This window comes from Nocardia gamkensis NBRC 108242 (assembly GCF_001612985.1).
In the GTDB taxonomy this organism is placed as follows: domain Bacteria; phylum Actinomycetota; class Actinomycetes; order Mycobacteriales; family Mycobacteriaceae; genus Nocardia; species Nocardia gamkensis.
Map to the genome: position 1 here is coordinate 1 of NZ_BDBM01000036.1, position 20,672 is coordinate 20,672.

20 protein-coding genes and 1 tRNA gene are annotated in these 20,672 nt (G+C 68.1%); 14 read left to right on the plus strand and 7 right to left on the minus strand.

Features of this window, described 5'->3' with window-relative positions:
- The 3 genes from NG1_RS37545 to NG1_RS25630 all read left to right on the plus strand — a co-directional run.
- On the plus strand, positions 1-443 hold a 443-nt coding region (locus NG1_RS37545; protein ID WP_369691024.1), incomplete at its 5' end, for a replication initiator.
- Positions 444-457: 14 nt separating this feature from the next.
- On the plus strand, positions 458-637 hold the full coding sequence (locus NG1_RS25625) for a helix-turn-helix domain-containing protein (RefSeq protein ID WP_062974909.1): 180 nt from the start codon (positions 458-460) through the stop codon (positions 635-637).
- Positions 634-1,857: a site-specific integrase gene (locus NG1_RS25630; RefSeq protein ID WP_062974911.1), complete on the plus strand. Its 1,224-nt coding sequence runs from the start codon at positions 634-636 to the stop codon at positions 1,855-1,857. Before NG1_RS25625 ends, NG1_RS25630 begins: the two co-directional genes overlap by 4 nt.
- 12 nt (positions 1,858-1,869) lie before the next feature.
- On the opposite strand, the gene NG1_RS25635 is transcribed toward NG1_RS25630, so the two are convergent.
- The 3 genes from NG1_RS25635 to NG1_RS25645 form a co-directional block, all read right to left on the minus strand.
- Positions 1,870-1,957 (minus strand) — tRNA-Ser (locus NG1_RS25635).
- 24 nt (positions 1,958-1,981) lie between these two features.
- Complete coding sequence (locus NG1_RS25640) at positions 1,982-2,392, minus strand: MarR family winged helix-turn-helix transcriptional regulator (RefSeq protein ID WP_174315527.1); 411 nt, start codon at positions 2,390-2,392, stop codon at positions 1,982-1,984.
- Between the two features lie 131 nt (positions 2,393-2,523).
- Complete coding sequence (locus NG1_RS25645) at positions 2,524-3,702, minus strand: alpha-hydroxy-acid oxidizing protein (protein ID WP_040864347.1); 1,179 nt, start codon at positions 3,700-3,702, stop codon at positions 2,524-2,526.
- Between the two features lie 136 nt (positions 3,703-3,838).
- Between NG1_RS25645 and NG1_RS25650 the strand changes: the two genes are divergently transcribed.
- Positions 3,839-4,843 carry an NAD(P)H-quinone oxidoreductase gene (locus NG1_RS25650; protein WP_062974929.1) on the plus strand — a complete coding sequence of 335 codons (1,005 nt, stop codon included), beginning with the start codon at positions 3,839-3,841 and terminating at the stop codon, positions 4,841-4,843.
- Positions 4,844-4,850: 7 nt separating this feature from the next.
- On the opposite strand, the gene NG1_RS25655 is transcribed toward NG1_RS25650, so the two are convergent.
- A complete protein-coding gene (locus NG1_RS25655; protein WP_040864285.1) occupies positions 4,851-6,053 on the minus strand; it encodes a cysteine desulfurase-like protein in 1,203 nt (400 codons plus the stop codon).
- 251 nt (positions 6,054-6,304) lie between these two features.
- Between NG1_RS25655 and NG1_RS25660 the strand changes: the two genes are divergently transcribed.
- From NG1_RS25660 to NG1_RS25690, 7 genes are all read left to right on the plus strand, one after another.
- Positions 6,305-6,910, plus strand: a complete 606-nt coding sequence (locus NG1_RS25660) for a bacterial proteasome activator family protein (protein ID WP_062974914.1) — start codon at positions 6,305-6,307, stop codon at positions 6,908-6,910.
- Positions 6,911-7,111: 201 nt separating this feature from the next.
- Positions 7,112-7,993 (plus strand): galactan export ABC transporter permease subunit Wzm/RfbD, encoded by an 882-nt coding sequence (gene wzm / locus NG1_RS25665; protein WP_062974916.1) that lies wholly within the window; start codon positions 7,112-7,114, stop codon positions 7,991-7,993.
- Positions 7,994-8,004: 11 nt separating this feature from the next.
- Positions 8,005-8,841, plus strand: a complete 837-nt coding sequence (gene wzt, locus NG1_RS25670; RefSeq protein ID WP_040864282.1) for a galactan export ABC transporter ATP-binding subunit Wzt/RfbE — start codon at positions 8,005-8,007, stop codon at positions 8,839-8,841.
- A gap of 145 nt (positions 8,842-8,986) precedes the next feature.
- Positions 8,987-10,006 carry a galactofuranosyltransferase GlfT1 gene (gene glfT1 / locus NG1_RS25675; protein WP_210750691.1) on the plus strand — a complete coding sequence of 340 codons (1,020 nt, stop codon included), beginning with the start codon at positions 8,987-8,989 and terminating at the stop codon, positions 10,004-10,006.
- A gap of 252 nt (positions 10,007-10,258) precedes the next feature.
- Positions 10,259-11,305 carry a ribosome small subunit-dependent GTPase A gene (gene rsgA, locus NG1_RS25680; RefSeq protein ID WP_062974917.1) on the plus strand — a complete coding sequence of 349 codons (1,047 nt, stop codon included), beginning with the start codon at positions 10,259-10,261 and terminating at the stop codon, positions 11,303-11,305.
- Positions 11,306-11,362: 57 nt separating this feature from the next.
- Complete coding sequence (locus NG1_RS38520; RefSeq protein ID WP_245660051.1) at positions 11,363-12,073, plus strand: hypothetical protein; 711 nt, start codon at positions 11,363-11,365, stop codon at positions 12,071-12,073.
- A gap of 146 nt (positions 12,074-12,219) precedes the next feature.
- The gene (locus NG1_RS25690; RefSeq protein ID WP_062974918.1) at positions 12,220-13,071 is read left to right on the plus strand and encodes an SDR family oxidoreductase; all 852 of its coding nucleotides are present in this window, start codon (positions 12,220-12,222) and stop codon (positions 13,069-13,071) included.
- A 104-nt stretch (positions 13,072-13,175) separates the two neighbouring features.
- Here NG1_RS25690 and NG1_RS25695 read toward each other — a convergent pair whose 3' ends face one another.
- Positions 13,176-15,092, minus strand: coding sequence for a glycosyltransferase (locus tag NG1_RS25695; protein WP_062974932.1), 1,917 nt, complete (start codon positions 15,090-15,092; stop codon positions 13,176-13,178).
- 134 nt (positions 15,093-15,226) lie between these two features.
- On the minus strand, positions 15,227-15,763 hold the full coding sequence (locus NG1_RS25700) for a GtrA family protein (RefSeq protein WP_157114228.1): 537 nt from the start codon (positions 15,761-15,763) through the stop codon (positions 15,227-15,229).
- A gap of 147 nt (positions 15,764-15,910) precedes the next feature.
- Here NG1_RS25700 and NG1_RS25705 point away from each other — a divergent pair, with 147 nt between their 5' ends.
- Together NG1_RS25705 and NG1_RS25710 are read left to right on the plus strand one after the other, a co-directional pair.
- Positions 15,911-16,903, plus strand: a complete 993-nt coding sequence (locus tag NG1_RS25705) for a glycosyltransferase (protein WP_062974921.1) — start codon at positions 15,911-15,913, stop codon at positions 16,901-16,903.
- Positions 16,900-18,495 (plus strand): DUF2142 domain-containing protein, encoded by a 1,596-nt coding sequence (locus tag NG1_RS25710; protein ID WP_062974923.1) that lies wholly within the window; start codon positions 16,900-16,902, stop codon positions 18,493-18,495. Before NG1_RS25705 ends, NG1_RS25710 begins: the two co-directional genes overlap by 4 nt.
- 49 nt (positions 18,496-18,544) lie before the next feature.
- Here the strand turns inward: NG1_RS25710 and rfbB are convergent, their stop codons facing one another.
- Complete coding sequence (gene rfbB / locus NG1_RS25715) at positions 18,545-19,561, minus strand: dTDP-glucose 4,6-dehydratase (protein WP_062974925.1); 1,017 nt, start codon at positions 19,559-19,561, stop codon at positions 18,545-18,547.
- 305 nt (positions 19,562-19,866) lie between these two features.
- Here rfbB and NG1_RS25720 point away from each other — a divergent pair, with 305 nt between their 5' ends.
- The gene (locus tag NG1_RS25720; protein ID WP_062974927.1) at positions 19,867-20,574 is read left to right on the plus strand and encodes a DUF8020 domain-containing protein; all 708 of its coding nucleotides are present in this window, start codon (positions 19,867-19,869) and stop codon (positions 20,572-20,574) included.
- Positions 20,575-20,672 lie beyond the last annotated feature (98 nt).

Genomic DNA, 20,672 nt, shown 5'->3' on the forward strand with positions numbered 1-20,672 from the left:
AGCTCCAGCGCACACCGTGCTCACCAACCTGCGCGGTGTGGCTGCGCTACGGCATCGTCCCCAAGGGCGCCAGCGAGAAGACCCAACCGGGCCACTGCCGGGGCCGCAACCATCGCCGTGACCTGCTCGGCGTCCCCGGCAAGCGCTGCGTGACCTCCACGAAGTGGAGCGGCAAGACCCTCCCCGACCACAAAGCCGAACGCCTGGAGTTCGTACGCAACGAACTCGCCGCCATCGGCATCATCCCGCCCGACACCTCACACCTACGCATCACCCCCGTGCGCCCCGGCGACCACGATGCGCCTCCACGTTCGCACCTGGTCATGGCACTGGTCTCGGCCCGCATCAGCCAGCACGCCCAGTACACGATGGCCCGCCTCGCCACGACCGGAGGGCCACCGGGACCACAGAACAATTCCGCAATCCAGCAAGCTGCCGCATAGGAGGGGAGCACATCATGTCGAGGTTGCTTACGGAGTCTGATGTTCGCAAGCTGATCCCGATCGGGCACAGCAAGTACTACGAACTGATCGGATCGGGTGAACTGCGCTCGGTCAAGATCGGTCGTCGCCGGTTCGTCACCGAACAGGCCGTCGCGGACTACATCGCCGGACTCGATCAGGAGGCGGCGGCGTGAGCAGACGGCAGCTGCCGCCCCAGATCGAGAAGATCACGCTCAAGAGTGGCGAGGTCCGCTATCAGGTCACCGCTGAGGCTGGCACTGATCCGGAAACCGGGAAGCGTCGGCAGACTCGCAAGCGATACCGCACCGAGCAGGAAGCTCGTAAGGCGCTGGCGGAGGTCACTAACGCCGTGTCGCGTGGTTCGTACGTCGCTCGGTCCGTGATCACGGTCGAGCAGGCGTGTGTGGAGTGGCTCGACGGCAAGCGAATCGCCAAGAGCACGAAGGCGGCGTACAAGCACGCGCTTCAGCCTCTCCGTGATCGGCACGGGCCGCTTCCTGTTCAGCAACTCGCGAAGGCGCACCTGGACAACCTGGTGAGCGACTTGCAGGATGGCGAATTCGTCTATGCGCACGGGCGGCCGTGCAGGGCGTGGAATGCGCAGACCATCAATCCGATGCTGAGGATTGTTGCCAAGGTGCTCGCGTCGCAGATGGGGCAGGGTCGTCTGGCGCGCAATGTCGCTGACCTTGTTGACCGGGTGCCGGGGTCACGCAAGGAGATGAACACCTACGACGCGGCCGAGGTTCGGAAGGTGCTCGCGGTCGCGGATCGGGTTCGTGCTGGGCACTCGTGGCATCTCGCGCTGTCTGGGCTGCGTCGTGGTGAGATCGCCGGATTGCGTTGGAGCGACGTGGATTTCAGGGCAGGCACAGTGACCATCACGAACACTCGGATTCAGGTTGACGGCGAGGTCATCGAGAAAGAGACCAAGACGGAGAAGTCGAAGCGGACTCTTCCGCTCACGCCTGCGATCGTGGAAGCCCTGAAGCGGGCGAGGGCTGCTCAGGCGGCGGAGCGGTTGAAGCTCGGCAACTGCTACGGACCCGGCGAGTATGTGGTGTGCGATGAGGCTGGGTATCCGGTGCATCCGGACAGGTTGTCGCGAGAGTGGCACCGGGTCTGTGAATCCGCCGGAGTGCGTCATGTTCGGTTGCATGATGCCCGGCACACCTGCGGCACTCTGCTGCATCTTCAGAACGTTCCGATTGCAGTCGTGTCGGCGTGGCTCGGGCACTGCGATGCCGCGTTCACGATGCGCACCTACGTCCACAGCCAGCCCGACGCCTTGGCCGAGGCTGCGCGAAGCCTGAATGCGGTTGTGACAAATCGTGACAAGACTGCGGGCGTTCGACCGATTCGAACACGGCGACGCCGCAGGCCAACCGCATGACCTGGGCGGCCGTGGCGGAGACGGAGGGATTTGAACCCCCGGTCGCTCTCGCGACGCTCGCTTTCAAGGCGAGTGCATTCGGCCGCTCTGCCACGTCTCCAGGGAACCGATCGTAGCCGACGGATCAGCCGGAGTGCTTACCGATTTCCTCGTCCACGCGTCCGAAGACGTCGCCGATCACCTCGAGCTGGGCCGGGGCGAGCAGGTCGATGAAGTGACGCCGGACGGCTTCGACGTGACCGGGCGCGGCGGCTTTCAGGCGGCGCAGGCCCTCGTCGGTGAGTTCGGCGAGCACGCCGCGGCCGTCCTCCAGGCAGGTGTTGCGGCGGACCATCTGCTGCGCCTCCAGCCGCCGGATCTGATGGGTGAGCTTGCTGCGCGAGGACAGCACGCCGTCGGCCAGCTCGCTCATCCGCAGCGAGCGGTCGGGAGCCTCCGAGAGCAGGACCAGAATCCGGTATTCGGCGACGGACAGGTCGCTGTCCCGCTGCAACTGACGATTCAACGCCGTCATCAGGCGCTGGTGGCCGTCCATGTAGGCGCGCCAGGCGCGCTGCTGCGTCGGGGTGAGCCAGCGTGGCTCGGCCACGACGCGACCGCTCGGTTCGGGATGCACGGTGGCCATTCTATGCTCGGCTAACTGCGGAAATGGGCAACTATCGCAGGTCAGCGCACCGTGGACAGCAGGGCGCGGTTCACCGCGGCCGGGCTCGTGCACCCGGAGAGGCCGAGCGCGGAGTCGAAATCGGCGAGCAGAGCCCGCAACGCGTGCCGGGCCCCCGCCGCGCCCGCGAGACCGAGTCCGTAGGCCCACGGCCGCCCGTACAGCACCGCCTTCGCGCCCAAGGCCAGTGCGATGAGCACGTCGGAACCGGTGCGCGGACCGGAGTCGAACAGCACGTCGGCGCGGTCGCCGATGGTGGCCACTACCGCGGGCAATGCGTCCAGCGCCGCGATCGAGCCGTCCACCTGGCGGCCGCCGTGATTGCTCACCACCACCGCGTCGGCGCCCGCGTCCACCACCTGGCGCGCGTCGTCGGGATGCAGGATGCCCTTCACCGCGATCGGGAGGTCGGTCCACTCGCGCAGACGTGCGAGGTCGGCGGGCCGCAGCGTGTGGTTTCCGAAGAGTCCGACCCAGGTGAGGATGGCCGTTCGCATCGCATCCTCGCTCTCCTCCGGCGGGGCGGGCAGCTTGGCCCGGAACACCGGGTCGGACAGGTAGTTGGCGATGCCCTTGCCGTGCAGGAACGGCAGGTGCGCCTGCTCCAGGTCGCGCGGACGCCAGCCCAGCGTCGGGGTGTCCACGGTGACCACGATCGCCGAGGCCCCGGCACGCTCGGCGCGCCGGACGAACGAGCAGGCCAGTTCGTCGTCGGCGGGCCAGTACAGCTGATACCACCACGCTCCGGCCGCGGCGCCGACGTCCTCGATGGTCGAGGAGGCGGCGGTGGACAGCACCGTGCCGATGCCGAGTTCCTTGGTGACCTCGGCGACGATCACCTCGCCGCCCTCGTGCAGCAGTTCGAGGACGCCGATCGGCGCGGTGAGCACGGGCGCGGCCAGCTTCGTGCCGAGCACCTCGACGGACAGATCGCGGACGCCGGGCCCGGTGGAGCCGCGCAGCATTCGCGGCAGGATGCGATAGCGGTCGAAGGCCGACCGGTTGGCCGCGGCGGTACGCTCCGCGGACGCGCTGCCCGCGACGTAGGCGAAGGCGGCCGGATCGAGCCGCTCCCGCGCGAGCGTCTCCAGACCCGCGGCGGTCATGGGCAATTCGGGTGTCGAGCCACCCAGACCGCCCAGGTAGATCTCGTTCTGGAAATCGATGAAGCCGCCACTCACCACCGGAACGGTAGTCCGTGACGCCGGTCACCGCAGGCCGCTCGCGGGATTGCGTTTCCGCAGCACGTTTCCCTCCCGACTCCCCCGCGCAGGGGGCAGCGTGCAACCGTCGCTGCGGGCGGAGCACTATGGCACGGTGCGCGCGATAGTTCTGAAAGGTTCCGGCGGTCCCGAGGTCATGTCCTTGTCGGAGGTGCCGGATCCGGAGCCCGGACACGGCGAAGTGCTGATCGAGGTGGACGCGGCGGGCCTCAACCGGGCCGATCTGCTGCAGCGTCAGGGCCACTACCCGCCCCCGCCGGGAGCCAGCCCGCTGCTCGGCCTCGAATGCTCCGGTGTGATCGCCGCACTCGGCGACGGAGTGCGGGAGTGGGCGGTCGGCGATCGAGTCTGCGCGCTGCTGTCCGGCGGCGGTTACGCCGAGCGGGTCGTGGTGCCCGCGACCCAGGTGCTTCCGGTTCCCGACGCCCTGGACCTGGGCGCGGCGGCCGGGCTGCCCGAAGTGGCGGCGACCGTGTGGTCGAACCTGGTGATGACCGCGCGGCTGCGGGCCGATCAGCTGGTGTTGGTGCACGGTGGCGGCAGCGGGATCGGCACGCATGCCATTCAGGTCGCCAAAGCTCTCGGCGCGCGTGTGGCGGTGACCGCGGGCTCGGCGGACAAGCTGGCGCGCTGCGCGGAGCTGGGGGCGGACGTACTGATCAACTACAAGGAGGACGATTTCGTCGCCGTCGTGCGCGCCCAGCGATCGAGCGCCGGCGGCATCGGCGCGGACGTCATCCTGGACAACATGGGCGCGGCCTACCTGGGACGGAACGTCGACGCGCTGGCCGAGCACGGCCGTCTCGTGGTGATCGGCATGCAGGGCGGCGTGTCCGCAGAGCTGAACCTGGGTGTCCTGTTGCGCAAGTGGGGCACGGTACACGCCAACAACGTGCGCGCGCGGCCCGCGACCGGTGTCGGCAGCAAAGCCGAGATCGTGGGCGAGGTACGCAGGCAGCTGTGGCCGCTGGTCGCCGACGGCACGGTGGCGCCGGTCATCGCCGCCGAACTGCCGATCGAGGAGGCCGCCGAAGCGCACCGGCTGCTGGACTCCGGCGAGGTGTTCGGCAAGGTGGTGCTGCGGGTACGGGAGCTGTGAGCGCCGCTCACTCCAGCGCCAGCAGGGCCCTGCCGAGCTGGTCGATCTCGAACTTGGTGGTGTAGGGCGCGAGGCCGATGGTCACCGCGCCGCCTTCGTCGTTGACGCCGAGCGCGTCCAGCAGCCTGCTGCCGCCGTGCACGCCGCTCACCGTGCCGATCCGGTTGTCGGCGAGCTTCGCCGCGACCTTCTCAGCCTGCATGCCGCCGAGCGTGAAGCTGACCGTGGGGATGCGGGTGGACGCGCGGCCGATCACGGTGAGACCGGGGATCGAGTCGAGCACGCTCATCAAGTGCTCGAACAGCTGGTCGTGGTAGTCCTGCAACGAGGTGATCGACATCTCCAGGCGCTCGCGCCGGGTGCCGCGCGCCCGCTCGTCCAGCCCGGCCAGGAAGTCGATGGAGGTGGTCAGGCCCGCCAGCAGCGCGTACTGGTGCCCGCCGACCTCGAGCCGCTCGGCGCCCTTGGCGTAGGGGTTCAAGGACATGGACGGAATCCGGTCCAGGAAGGCCGGGTCACGGAAGACCAGCGCGCCGATCTGCGGACCGCCCCATGCCGGTGCGCTCAGCGCGACGACGTCGGCGTTCAGTTCGTCGATGTCGATCAGCGCGTAGGGCGCGGCGCCGAACGCGTCGGCCACCAGCAGCCCACCCACTTCGTGCACCCGGTCCGCGGCCACCCGGACGGCGGGGGCGGAGCCGACGATCGGCGAGGCGGCGGTGAGCGCGACCAGCCGCGCTGTGGGCCCGATCAGTTCCTCGAACTGCCAGGACGGCATCTCGCAGGTCTCGATCTCCACCTCGGCCCAGCGCACGTGCGCGCCGTAGCGGTTGGCGATGCGCAGCCACGGCGCGACGTTGGCCTCGTCGTCCAGCCGGGAGAGCACGATGCCGGTGCCGAGGCCGAGGCGAGAACTCAGCGATTCGGCGAGCCAGGCCAGCAGGACCGCGCGGTCGGGGCCGAGGACGACACCCGCCGGGTCGCCGCCGACGAGGTCCGCCACGGCCTCGCGGGCCGCGTCCAGAATCGCCGCGCTGCGCACCGCGGCGCCGTTGCGGCCGATATGTGAGAAGGAGGAGGTTCGGAAACCCGTTGACACGGCGCGGGATACCGCGTCCGGAACCAGCATGCCCGCTTGCGGGTCGAGGTGGATCCAGCCGTCGCCCAGGGACGGTATCAGGCCCCGAACCCTCGCGACGTCGTAAGTCATGCTGGCCACTCTAAGGGCAGCGGACGAGCCGGTGTAACCGCGTTCCCCTCCACATCGTGGCGGGAGCGCAGCAACCTGGGACTCAGCATGGCGACCGACTTTCGACAAATCCGAACCACACGACCCGAACAGAATAGAACGCCGACCTCGCGCGGCGGCGTGGACCGGCGGCGCGCGCCGGACCATGCCACGAGCGCGGCCCGGGAGCACCGGCTTAGCGCGTTCGGACCGAACACGACATGATAGGGACCATGACGCACTCGGACGAGGCACCGGACCACATTGTCGTTGTCGGACCCGACGGCAGGCCCCTGGCCATTCCGGCGGTAGCCGGATCGGAAGCGCCCTTCACCGCTCAGGTCGTGACCGACGACGATGACAAGGACAAGTCGGACGACCGCGACGACTCCGGCGAATCGCTCGCCGACATGGTCGAGCAGCCCGCGAAGGTCATGCGGATCGGCACCATGATCAAGCAGCTGCTCGAGGAGGTGCGTGCGGCTCCGCTGGACGACGCCAGCCGCAATCGGCTCAAGCAGATCCACAAGTCCTCGGTGCGGGAGCTGGAGCAGGGGCTGGCCCCCGAGCTGCGGGAGGAACTCGAGCGGCTCACACTGCCGTTCACCGAGGACGCCGTGCCGTCCGACGCCGAGCTGCGGATCGCGCAGGCCCAGCTGGTCGGCTGGCTGGAGGGATTGTTCCACGGCATCCAGACCGCGCTGTTCGCCCAGCAGATGGCCGCGCGCGCCCAGCTCGAACAGATGCGGCAGGGAGCGTTGCCGCCCGGCATCCACACCGTCGACCCGCGCGGCGGCCAAGCCAGTCACGTCACCGGCGGGTCCGGCCAGTACCTGTGAGCGTGTGCCACTCGGTGGCGCGAGGCCGCAAGGGTAGTCTCGTGCACCGTGCCCGCCGCTGCCGCTCGCTCCGACTCGGTCTCCGACCCGAGTGCGGTGCGTCCTGAAGAGAGCTCAGTTGGTTCCGATGACCAAGCGCGTTCAGATGACACCTCGCCCGAGCACACGGCGCCCTCCGGCGACGACTCGCAGGAGCGTCCGATGAGCGCGGCCACTCCGGAGACGGAGACGTTGCACGCGGGAGCCACCGAGGCGAAGATCGTGCCGGACTCCCAGACCTTCCGGCGCGCGTTCCAGGATTTCGCGGGCGGGTTCGCGCAGCGCGAGCTGTGGCTGTCGCTGGGCTGGCAGGACATCAAGCAGCGCTACCGCCGCTCGGTGCTCGGCCCGTTCTGGATCACCATCGCCACCGGCTTGCAGGCCGCGGCGATGGGTGTGCTGTACGCGGCGCTGCTCGGTCAGCCGCTGCGCGAGTACCTGCCGTACGTGACGGTCGGGCTGATCATCTGGAACGTGATCAGCGCGAGCATCCTGGAGGGCTCGGAGGTCTTCATCGCCAACGAGGGCCTGATCAAGCAGCTTCCTTCCGCGCTCAGCGTGCACGTCTACCGGATGGTGTGGCGGCAGCTGCTGTTCTTCGCCCACAACATGGTCATCTACCTGGTGATGCTCGCCGCGTTCGGCGTCTGGCGGCACCTCGGGGTGGCCAGCCTGATGGCGATCCCGGCGATCGCGCTGATCTTCCTGAATTCCATGTGGGTGTCGATCGTCTTCGGCATCTTCAGCACCCGCTACCGCGACATCGCGCCGATTCTCGGCAGCACCACGCTGATGCTGTTCGTGCTGACGCCGGTCATGTGGACGACCAAGACCCTGCAATCGCAGATCGGCACCGGCGACCGCGCGAAACTGGCCGAACTCGTGCCGACATTCCACTATCTCGAGATCGTCCGGGCGCCGTTGCTCGGCGAGCCGCAGGAGCTGCGGCACTGGGTGATCGTCGGCACGATCACCCTGGTCGGCTGGATCATGGCGATCTTCGCCATGAAGCAGTACCGTTCGCGCGTACCGTACTGGGTATAGGAGCGCCCCCGATGAGTCGTGTGAGTATCGAGACCCAGGAGGCGTGGGTCGAATTCCCGATCTTCGACGCCAAATCGCGGTCGTTGAAAAAAGCGTTCCTCGGTAAAGCGGGCGGCGCGATCGGGCGCAATCAGTCCGATGTCGTCGTGGTCGAGGCCCTTCGGGAGATCAATCTCTCGTTGAAGGAAGGCGACCGGGTCGGCCTGGTCGGGCACAACGGCGCGGGTAAGTCGACGCTGCTGCGCCTGCTTTCCGGCATCTACGAACCGTCGCGCGGCAGTGCGCGCATCCGCGGGCGGGTGGCGCCGGTGTTCGACCTCGGCGTCGGCATGGATCCGGAGATCTCCGGCTACGAGAACATCATCATCCGCGGCCTGTTCCTCGGGCAGACGCGTAAGCAGATGCTGGCGAAGATCGATGAGATCGCGGATTTCACCGAGCTCGGCGAATACCTGTCCATGCCGCTGCGCACCTATTCCACCGGTATGCGGGTGCGCCTGGCGATGGGCGTGGTCACCTCGATCGATCCGGAGATCCTGCTGCTGGACGAGGGTATCGGCGCCGTCGACGCGGAATTCATGAAGAAGGCCCGGCTGCGGTTGCAGTCTTTGGTAGCGCGTTCCGGCATCCTGGTTTTCGCCAGCCATTCCAACGAATTCCTCGCGCAGCTGTGCGATACGGCGCTGTGGATCGACCACGGCCAGATCCGCTTGCGCGGCGGCATCGAAGAAGTGGTGCGAGCCTATGAGGGGCCGGACGCGGGGAATCACGTCGCGACCGTGCTGCGCGAAATGGAAGCCGAACGGGCCGTGACTAACGAACGAGAATTGGAGCGGAACAAGGCATGAGCGGTCAGGCCCGGAGGCGGCAGCGAAGCGTAACCACGCAGGGCCCCGCTCATGCCGACAGCCAACACCGCATGAGCGGTCAGGCCCGGAGGCGGCAGCGAAGCGTAACCACGCAGGGCCCCGCTCCTGCCGGAAAGGCCGCAGCATGAGCGAGCCGACCGGGCAGGACACCCCGATCGACGAAGGGGCGCAGGCCCGGATCGGCTCCGCGCCGGAGGAGGCCGGCGCCCCCGCCGCCCCGCTCCCGGCGAAATCCGCTGCGACGGCCTCGGATTCGCCGCAGCGCATCGTGGCGGTCGTGGTCACGCACAAGCGCCGTGAACTGCTCGCCGAGTCGCTGAAAGTCGTTGCGTCCCAGTCCCGGCCGGTGGATCACCTGATCGTGATCGACAACGGCAACGAGGCGGAGGTCGCCGATCTGGTGCGCGACCAGCCGGTGGAATCCACCTATCTGGGCTCGGCGCACAACCTCGGCGGCGCGGGCGGGTTCGCGCTCGGCATGCTGCACGCGCTGAGCATGGGCGCGGACTGGGTGTGGCTCGCCGACGACGACGGCAGGCCCGAAGGCCCCGATGTGCTGTCCACCCTGCTGGACTGCGCGAAGCGGCACGGCCTGGTCGAGGTCTCGCCCGTGGTCTGCGACATCGATGAGCCCGACCGTCTCGCCTTCCCGCTGCGCCGCGGCGTGGTCTGGCGCAGGCTGCGCTCGGAACTCGGCGACGAGGATTTCCTGCCCGGCATCGCCTCGCTGTTCAACGGCGCGCTGATCTCCGCGCAGGCGGTCGACGTGATCGGCGTGCCGGACCTGCGCCTGTTCGTGCGCGGCGACGAGGTCGAGGTGCATCGCAGGCTGGTGCGCTCCGGACTGCCGTTCGGCACGTGCCTGCAGACGGCGTATCTGCATCCCAACGGAGCGGCCGAGTTCAAGCCGATCCTCGGCGGCCGGATGCACACGCAGTACCCGGACGATCCGGTGAAGCGCTACTTCACCTACCGCAACCGCGGCTATCTGATGTCCCAGCCGGGGATGCGGAAACTGCTTCCCCAGGAATGGGTTCGCTTCTCCTGGTTCTTCCTGGTCACCCGCCGCGACCCCCAAGGCCTGCGCGAATGGTTCCACCTTCGCTCCCTCGGCCGCCACGAGCAGTTCGGCAAGCCCGACTGATCCGCCGCGGGTCGCGCCGTCGGCGGTGCGCGGCCCGCGGAAGTCGGAAATTCGGTTGTGCCGGGCGGGGGACGGGTGCGAGAGTGGGTCGACTGCGAGAGCGGAAGGAGGTGTGGACCGTGACGAGGAACGTGCGGATTGTCGTGTCCGGGCGAGCTGATCTCAGTCGCGCCGCCACACGAGACTCCACCTCATTCTCCGCTCGCTGAACCCTGGTCGGGTTCGGCGCCCGACGAAGGATTCCTTTCCACCATGGTCGACCACGACCTTCTCGTCCCTTACGGCTGGACCGAAGCCGTTTCCGCCCGATACTCCTCGATGATCGAGGACGGTTGTGTGCCCGCGCGGGTGATCCGCATGGATCGCAGTGAATGCGATGTAGCCACACCGAACGGGCTCGCACGTGCCCGCTGCCCGCGCTCGGATTCCGAGGTCAGCGGGCTGTGCACCGGTGATTGGGTGACCGTCGACGCCACGTCGGCCGTGCGGCGCTTGCTGCCGCGCCGATCGGCGATCGTGCGGTCGTCGGTTTCCGGCCGGTCGCAGGGCCAGGTGCTCGCCGCCAATGTCGACACCGTCCTGATCTGCACCGCCGCCGACGGCGATGTGGACCTCGGTCGCATCGAACGCATGCTCGCGCTGGCCTGGGAGAGCAACGCCCAGCCCATCGTGCTGCTCACAAAGGCCGACGCGGCCGACGACCTCCCGCTCGACGAGGTGCGCGCCGTCGCGCCGGGCGCCGCTGTGCTCGAGGTGAGCGCGAACACGGGCTCGGGGCTCGATGTGCTCACCGCGATGCTCGACGGCACCGTCGCGCTGCTCGGACCCTCCGGTGCTGGGAAGTCGACCCTCGCCAACGCGCTGCTCGGCGCGGAGATCTTCGCCACCAACCCGGTCCGCGACGCGGACAAGAAAGGCAGGCACACCACGGTGCACCGGGAACTGCGCCCGCTGCCCGGCGGCGGCACCCTGATCGATACGCCGGGGCTGCGCGGCATCGGGCTGTGGGACGCCACCGAAGGCATCGAGAAGACCTTCAGTGACATCGAATCCTTAGCCGCCCGATGCCGTTTCGGCGATTGCGCGCACCGTGGCGAACCGGGGTGCGCGGTGCGGGAGGCGATCGACAGCGGCGAACTCACCCAGCGCAGGCTCGACAGCTACGACAAGCTGGCGCGCGAGAACGAGTGGATGCGGGCGCGCACCGACAAGCGGCTGCAAGCCGAACGTCAACGGGCCTGGCGGGACATCACCAAGCAGCACCGCAAGATGTTCCGGGAGCGGAACTCGCGACGCTGACCGAGCGGGGGGCACGGTAGGGTGCCCCTCGCATCGTTCGCTATCTGGGAGGGATAGATGAGTCATCCCGGCGGGTATCCGCCACACGGCCAGCAGCCCGGTTCATGGCCTGGGCAGCCGGCGTTCGGTCAGCAACCGCCCGTCGGTCAGTACCCGCCGCAGGCGCCCGCGCAGTACGCGCCGCCTCCGGGGCAGCATCCGAGCCAACCGCATCTCGCCCAACCGCAGGCGGGGCAGCCGCAGCCATACGGGCAGCCGCAATTCGGCCAGCCCGCACCGCAATACGGTCAGCCACAGCCATACGGGCAACCGCAGCAGTTCGGGCAGCCGCAACCGTACGGGCAGCCGCAGCAGTTCGCCCCGCAGCAGGGCTACGGCCAACCCGCCGACCCGCCGGGCATCACCATCGATGCCTCGTACTCGATCTGGACGTTCCTGCTCGCGCTGACCAAGCCGAAGATCCTGGTCAACGGCCAGCGGGTGCCGAACACCCGATGGGGCGCGAACCACATCCCGGTCGGGCCGGGCCAATACCACGTCCGGGTCGCCACCCCGTGGTTGTTCGACATGGGTCCGGCGAACGTCACCGTGCCGATCGCGGAGGGACAGGCCGCGCGGTTCTACTACAAGCCGCCGGTTGTGATCTTCCTCAACGGCGCGATCGGACCGGTTCCGCAGAAGGCGCCGGGCATGCTGTTCCTCTACATCGTCTGGGCGCTGGTCGGACTGATGTTCCTGCTGAACATCGTCCTCATCGCCACGATCTGAGCCGCGGCCGGAGGGCGCCGGCACGCCGGCGCCCTTTCTTCGCACACCCTATGCAACTGGTTGCATAAGGCCGAGGTTTACGCTTAGTCTGCAAGCGCGTACAGCCGCGGGCCGGTGCTCGCGGCGGAAACGAAGGAGCAGGTCAGATGACGGAATCGGGATCAAAGCCGCTAGCGGGCCGCACGATGATCATGTCCGGCGGCAGCCGCGGCATCGGGCTGGAGATCGCCAAGCGCGCCGCGGCGGACGGCGCCAACATCACCCTGATCGCGAAGACCGATCAGCCGCATCCGAAACTGCCCGGCACGATCCACACCGCCGCCGCGGAACTCGAGGCGGTGGGCGGGCAGGTGTTGCCGTTCGTGGGCGACGTCCGCATCGACGAGTCGGTGGCCGAGGCGGTGCGCCGGACGGTCGAGCGCTTCGGCGGCATCGACATCGTGGTGAACAACGCCTCGGCGATCGACCTGTCCCCCACGGACGCGCTGCCGATGAAGAAGTACGACCTGATGCAGGACATCAACTGCCGCGGCAGCTTCCTGCTGTCCAAGCTGAGCATCCCGCATCTGCGCGAATCGGCGAAGGCCGGGCGCAACCCGCACATCCTCACCCTGTCGCCGCCGCTGAACCTCGACCCCAAATGGGCGGGCGCGTCGCTGGGCTACACCATCGCCAAGTACGGCATGTCGCTGACCACGCTGGGCCTGGCCGAGGAGCTCGCGGGCGACGGCATCGGCGTCAACTCGCTGTGGCCGCGCACCACCATCGCGACCGCCGCGGTGAAGAACCTGCTCGGCGGCGAGGAGATGGTCTCCACCTCGCGCACCCCCGACATCTACGCCGACGCCGCCTACCTGGTGCTCACCTCGCCCGGCAAGGAGACCAGCGGCAACTTCTTCATCGATGACGAAGTCCTGGCCGCGCACGGCATCACCGATCTGGACAAGTACCGCGTCACCCCCGGCGACGGCGAACTCACCACAGATCTCTTTCTCTGACTCGCCGGTTGCCGCGACGAGAACGCTCGCGCGGCAACCGGTTTCGTGAAGAGTGCCGGGCGCCCCCGAGGCCGTTCGCGGCTTCGGGGCGCCCGGTCTCCGGCCTACGTGCGAGGAGTGGCGGACCCCTCGATCCCGTACAGCCGCTCCCAGTTCTCCCGGCTGGTCAGTTCCGGCATGGCGGCGCGGTACTGCGCCTGCAACGCGGGCAGTTCCCGCCGCAGACGACGCAGCACACGCACCATCCGGCGCAGCAACTGAAGCGCGCGGGCCTTGTCGCGCCTGCGCACCCGGACGCCGGACTGCGAGGCGTCGGTGACCACTACGTGGTCGAACAGCGAGACATGCCACCAGTAGGCGTCTTCCCTGGTGACGCCGATGATGCCGTGCTGGGTACGGCCGAGCCACTGATTGATCGCGCGCTTGATCAGCACCAGCAGCACGCGACTGGGTTCGCCACCCGCACGGCGCAATTGGATGTCGGCCGAGCGGACCGGCGGCGTCGCGGCCGGGTGCTTGATCGTCTCGGCGTAATCCGCCCGGCTCGTGCGCGCGGCGGCCAGCGCTTCGATACCGCCGTCCCGCAGCACCTTCGGGCCCTTCAGGAAGTCCTCGATGCCCTGCAAGGTGGTGTGCACCAGGCCGTACTGCATCGCGACCAGCTGCTCGGACATCTCCCGGAACAGCTTGCGGCTGATCTCCTTACCGTCCAGCTCCGTGTGCATCGAGCCGACGATCAGCGAGTTGCGGGTACTGAAGTAGCGCGCCCAGTCGTCGTAGTCCTTCCAGTAGAAGTCCGCGTGCCAGACCGCGGCGTTGGGCAGCGTGACGGTGACGAAACCGTGCTCGCGCGCCCGGACGCCGTATTCCACGTCGTCCCACTGGAAGAAGATCGGGATCGGCAGCCCGATCTTCGCGACCACCTCGGCCGGGATGAGGCAGGTCCACCAGGCGTTGTAGCCCGCGTCGACGCGGCGCTCCTGGTTCTTCTTCAACATGCTGGTGTTGCGCAGCGCCTTCGGCACCTTCTGGCCGTGCCGCAGCCGGTTCATGTGCACCTCCTCCGCGCCGACGTTGAGGTAGTCGGGGTTGAGCAGGAACAGCATCTGCGCGCCGACCAGGGTCGGCTCGACCGTCAGGTTGGCGAACGCGTTCAGCCGCAGCACCGTCTCCGGCTCGCACAGGATGTCGTCGTCCATCAGGATGACGTCGGCGTGCTCGTTGACCGCGGAGACCTCGTAGAGCCCGCGGGTGAAGCCGCCGGCGCCGCCGAGGTTCGGCTGGCGCAGGTAGCGCAGCTTCTCGCCGAGGACCGGTGCGACCTCCTGGTAGCGCGGCCGGTTCTCGACCAGATCGGTGCCTTGGTCGACCACGTACACCGCGTCGATCGCGGCGATCACGGTCGGGTCGGAGGCGAGCGCCGCGACCGTCTCGGCGCAGTCGGCCGCGCGGTTGAAGGTGCAGATCGCGATGGCGACCGGGCGAACACGCTCCGGCGCGACGGCGGTCCAGCTCAGCTCCGCGATGCCGAGCGCGCCGCCGATGGCGTCGAACTCCAGCCACAGCGCGCCGCCGTCGACGTACTGGTCGAGCGGGGCGGTCAGCGTGACCGAACCGCTCGCGTCGACCCGCGCGGTGTCGATGATCCGGCGATGCCCCGCGATGTCGGAGGCCACCAGCCGAATCCTCGCCTTCGCGACCACCTCGAGCACCATGGTCGCCCGTACTTCGGTGACCGTGGTCCAGCGCTGCCAGTAGCTGGCGGCGAACCGGCCGAAGTAGGTGTTCGTGTGCGCGGTGGCGCCCTTGTCCAACCGCAGGGTCTGGCGTTCCCGGTGCGCGCCGCCTTTCACGACGGCATACAGCTCGTCGCTCACCTTCGCCGACGGACCGGTGAAGATGCCGCGCTGGAGCACGAGCCGGTCCGGCGCCCGATGGTCGGCGCGCAGCGCGGCAGGCGCCTCAGCGGCCGTCGAGCGATCGTTTGTTTCGGTAACGGCCTCGATAGCCGACTGATCCATGAAATCCTCGAAATTTCTCATTGTGCCGGACGGGACAGACACGCCCCTCGATGCCTCACGGCGGGGGTGAGGATATCAACCGCCCTGTGCGCTTGCCCGCCGTACAGCCATGCCGACGTGTACTCGAACCATTGCTAAACGTTCGCCGATTCGTTGTCGGTAGCGCCGCTCGTGGCCGCCCGCGCCCCGGTGAAGACGAATTTGTCGTAAGCCCAGAACCGGAACACCACGGCCACGATCTGCCCGATCAACGTACCGGAGATGTTGTCCGACAGCGGGCTGGACAGGTCGAGCACGTAGCGGGAGAAGCCGAGACAGCCCAGTTGCAGGCCGATCGCGACGACGTTGAACACGGCGTAGAGGAGGTACTCGCGTCCGGGATTGTCGGTTTGCTTGTGCGCGAAGGTCCACCATTTGTTGCCGAAATAGGTCACCACCGTCGCCACCGCGATCGCGATGATCTTGGCCGGAAGCGGGTAGTGATACAGCACGCCCTCGCCGCCCCAGAAGACCAGGAGGTTGTACGTGCCCGCGTCCACCAGGAAGCCGATCGCGCCGACCACCAGGAACGCCCCGCCTCTGCGCAGCGCGGTGAGCACCTTGCGCACGACCGTCGCGGTCTCCGGCGTCACTGGCTGGCCCGCGGGTGCGGTGGACTCACTGGATGGCACGGCCCGACGGTACCGCAGGCTCGGGCAACCGCCCGCGACGGGAAAATCGGCTCCCGCGCACGGTGAGGTCGGCCACGCACAAGCTGTGAGATCCCTGTACCCTCCCCGTGTTCCCACATTCACCACCGATCGCGAGGATTGACCCGGGTGGACTCCACCGAGCTTCGTATTGCCGCCGTGGTTCCGTGTCACAACGAAGAGGCCTCGGTCGCCAAGGTCGTGGCCGATCTGCAGGCCGCCGTGCCGGGGATCGTCGTCTACGTCTACGACAATCTGAGTACGGACGCCACCGCCGAGCGTGCCCGGGAGGCCGGAGCGATCGTGCGGCACGAGCACACCAAGGGCAAGGGCAATGTGGTGCGCCGCGCCTTCGCCGATATCGAAGCCGACGTGTACCTGATGGTCGACGGCGACGACACCTACGAGGCGTCGTCCGCGCCGCTGATGATCAAGACGCTGCTGGACGGCCCCTACGATCACGTGCTCGGCGTGCGCAAGCAGGACGAGGGCGCCTCCGCCTACCGCGCGGGCCACGAGACCGGCAACAGGGTGCTCAACGGCGTGGTCGGGAAGGTGTTCGGGGAGAACGTCGAGGACATGCTCTCCGGCTTCCGGGTGTTCTCCCGCCGTTTCGTGAAGAGCTTCCCCGCGGTGTCCCGGGAGTTCGAGATCGAGACCGAACTCACCGTGCATTCGCTGCACCTGCGGGTGCCGCAGACAGCGGTGCCGGTCGGCTTCCGCGATCGTCCGGCGGGCAGCGAGAGCAAGCTGCGCACCTATCACGACGGGTTCAAGATCCTCGCCCTGATCATCGGGCTGGCCCGGCACGAGCGGCCGGTGGCGTTCTACGGCCTGTTCGGCACGTTGAGCTGGCTGGTCTCGATCGTCCTGACCATTCCGATAATCGTCGAGTTCTACAACACCCACACGGTGCCCCGGTTCCCGACGCTGTTCCTCGCCTTCACCCTGCTGCTGCTGGGCAGCCTCGCCTGGACGGCGGGCCTCATCCTCGACGGCATCCGCCGCTCCCGCCACGAGGCCGCGCGCCTGGTCTACCTGCGCTACACCGCGGTGGGCGCGGACGACCCGCGGATCACCGGCGCAGGCGCTGCCGCCCGTGACGCCGGAGCCGGGCGTTGACGACCAAGGCGGATCCCACCTCGACGCCGGACAAGGATCTGGACGAGCCGACCGACACCGCACCACTACCCGCGACCGACACCGCGCCGCTACCCGCCGTCGACGCCGAAGCGGAGACTGCTCCCCGCACGGATCGGGGCCCGAAAGGCTTCGCGGGCCGCATGGTGACCCGGCTGGGCGGAGCGACGATCGCCTTCACCCTGCTGGCGACGATCTTCGGCGCGTTGTTCACCGTCCTCACCCCGCCGTTCTGGGGTCATGACGAGATCACCCAGTTCGGCCGCGCCTACCAGGTCGCGCACGGCGGTTTCCTGCCTCAGAAGATCCACGACGATCGCGGCATCGCCTACGGCGGTGACATCCCCTCCAGCATCACCGTGCTGATGGGCTACGCGTTGCAGGACTACACCACCAACCCGGACGAGCCGGATCCGATGGTGGGCGATCCGGCCCGCTACGACCGGTTGACGAGCGCCGCGGTGTCGGATGCCACCGAACCGGTCTGGTTCACCAACACCGCCGCTTACTCGCCGGTCCCCTACATTCCCGCCGCCATCGGCATCCGCCTCGGCGAACTCTTCGGGCTCGACGTGGGCGGCCTGCTGCTGCTCACCCGCCTGGCCGGGCTGGTGGCCTACCTCGCGGTGGTCGGGTTCGGCCTGTACGCCTTGCGCGCGCACCGGGTGCAGTGGCTGGCGTTCACCGTCGCCGTGCTGCCGATCGCGGTGTTCCAGGCGGGCACGGTCACCGCCGACACCATGACCAACGCGCTGGCCATCCTGGTCTCCGCGCTGTTGGTGAAGGCCCTGTTCCTCGGCGAGCGACTGGGCCGGGTGGAGATCGGCGCGCTGCTGGCCGCGACGATCCTGCTGCCGGTGAGCAAGCCCACCTACGTGCTGCTGGCATTACTGGTGGCCTTGGTGCCCGCCGAGCGGTTCGGTTTCAGCGGTCCGCGGCGCGGGATTCCGTGGATCTTCGCCGCGCTCGGCGCGCTCGCCTTCGCGGTGTGGATGAAGATCGCGGCGCCGACCGGGGACGGGATGGGCCTGATGCGGCCGCCGCACCAGTGGCATTCGGTGCGTCCCGGCGATCAGCTCAGCGGCATCCTGCGCGACCCACCGGAATTCGTGCACGTGTTCGGCGAGAGCATCGCGCTGCGCGACCAGCGCTGGTTCAGCCAGTTCTTCGGCGAACTCGGCTTCGCCTACGTCGACGTGCCCGCCCTGTCGATGTTGGCCTGTCTGCTGGCGTTCGCGGTGAGTCTCGGCATCGCGGAACGGATGACGGCCCCGGCCTTCCGCCGCACCCTGATCATCGCGCTCACCATGGCCGCCAGCGTCGCGATGATCTACGTGACGCTGTACATGTCGTTCACGCCGGTCGGCTACTACATCATCGATGGCGTGCAGGGCCGCTACTTCGTGCCGCTGGCGATCGTGACACTCGCGGTGCTGCTGCGCTGGATGCCGCTGCGGCTCACCGATTCGACGGGCAAGACGCCGTCGGTGGGCCCGGCCGTCACCGTGCTGGTGGCGTCCAGTGTGGCGCTGATAGCCGCGGCGGCGAAGTACTACACCATCGTCTGGGGCTGAGCGTCGATCACGGCGCCTCGGGGCTGGTCCCCGGGGCGCCGTTGTCGTTTCAGTCGCCGGTCGCGCTGAGCGTCCGCTCCCCCGCCACGGTGTAGGCCTGCTCGGTGGCCGCCTTGTATGGGCGCCACCAGGATTCGTTGTCCCGATACCACCGGATGGTCGCCGCGAGGCCGGCGCGGAAGTCCGCGTAGCGGGGCCGCCAACCGAGTTCGGAACGCAGCAACGTCGCGTCGATCGCGTAGCGCTGGTCGTGGCCGGGCCGGTCGGTGACGTGATCGAAATCGTCGGGATCGCGGTCGAACTCGGCGAGGATCATCCGCACCACGGACTTGTTGTCGAGTTGGCCGTCGGCGCCGATCAGGTAGGTCTGCCCGATCCGGCCGTGGCGCAGGATCTCCCACACGGCGCGGTTGTGGTCCTCGACGTGAATCCAGTCGCGCACCTGGTGCCCCGCTCCGTAGAGCCGGGGACGCACCCCATCGATCAAGTTGGTGATCTGGCGCGGGATGAATTTCTCCACGTGCTGGTAGGGCCCGTAGTTGTTACTGCAGTTGGAGATGGTGGCGCGCACGCCGAACGAACGGGTCCACGCGCGCACCAGCAGATCGCTGGAGGCCTTGGTGGCCGAGTAGGGGCTGGACGGGTTGTACGGGGTGGTCTCGGTGAAGGCCGGGTCGTCGGGGGCCAGGTCGCCGTAGACCTCGTCGGTCGACACGTGGTGGTAGCGCACGTCGTGCCTGCGCACGGCTTGCAGCAGGGCATAGGTGCCGACGATATTCGTCTGCACGAACGGCCACGGCTCGGCGAGAGAGTTGTCGTTGTGTGATTCCGCGGCGAAGTGCACCACCGCGTCGACGCCACCGACCAGTTCGTCGACCAGATCGAGGTCGGCGATGTCACCGTGCACGAAGCGGATGCGGTCGGCCACCGGGTCGAGCGAGGCCCGGTTCCCGGCGTAGGTCAAGGCGTCGAGGACGACGACGGTCGCATCCGGGTGGTCGGACACGGTCTGCTGGACGAAGTTCGCGCCGATGAACCCGGCGCCGCCGGTGACGAGCAATCGCACCCCATGACTGTACGTGGGGCCGCTCCGAACCGGCGAAGGACTCGAAACCCGGTGCGGCCGAGGGCCACTCCAGTATTCGAACTGTGACGTTCGTCTCATTGACTTCCCAGCGAATGGAACTATTGGGTTGTTTTGTTCCGGAAAACCCCGGTCAGCGCCCTCATTTCCGGGACCCCACCGAGCCATGGGTCTCGATGGTGAACAAAATTTGAATAAACAGTCACAAGCGGTTCACCACGCGTTAGCTGGTCTAGATTTTGCTCGTCTAGTCCCCTCCGAACGTTCAAATCGAGGTTCGAAACAAAATGCTGATGAGGAAATTCGCCGCGACGTCGGCACTGCTGATCGCCGCTCTCGGCGTCACCGCCGGCACCGTGAACGCGGCTCCGGCCCCCGAGGCCGATGGCGCGGTGAACTTCACCGCCCACGCGACCGACACCCAGTCCATCATCACGACCGACGCCGGTTCCATGGTCGTCGAGGATGGCACCTTCAAGGTCAAGGCCGCCAACGGCGACGTGCTGACCGGCATGCCGCTCACCTTCCGGGTCGACGACTTCGAGTTCCCGATCGCTGCCGAGATCGCGGACCACACCGCCACCCTTACCCCCCAGTTCGACATGGCGCACGCGACCTACAAGCCGGTCGCCCTCCCCTTCGAGGACAAGGCGCCGTGGAAGACCGAGTACGACCGTGAGACGGCCGCCTTCAACCGCATGAAGGACACCATCTCGACCGGCGCCACCATCGGCACCCTGGTCGGCGGCCTCAGCGGCGCCGCAGTCGGCTGCGTGCTCGGCGGCATCGCCGGCGCCACCGTCGCCACGGCGGCCATCGTCGGGCTGTTCGGCGCGTTCATCCCGGCCGCCGCCATCGGCTGCCTCGGCGGCATCATCGCCGTCGGCGCCCTCGGCACCCTCGCGGGCCAGCTGCTGGTCACCGCTCCGGTCGCGATCGGTGCTGCGATCCAGTACTTCAGCACCATCAACCAGCCGTTCAACGCGCCGAAGTAATTCGCGAACGAACGTACAACTGAAAACCAGCGAAGCCCCGTCCGCGTGATCGCGTGGACGGGGCTTCGCTTTTTCCGAGGGGCGGTCGGAACAGGACG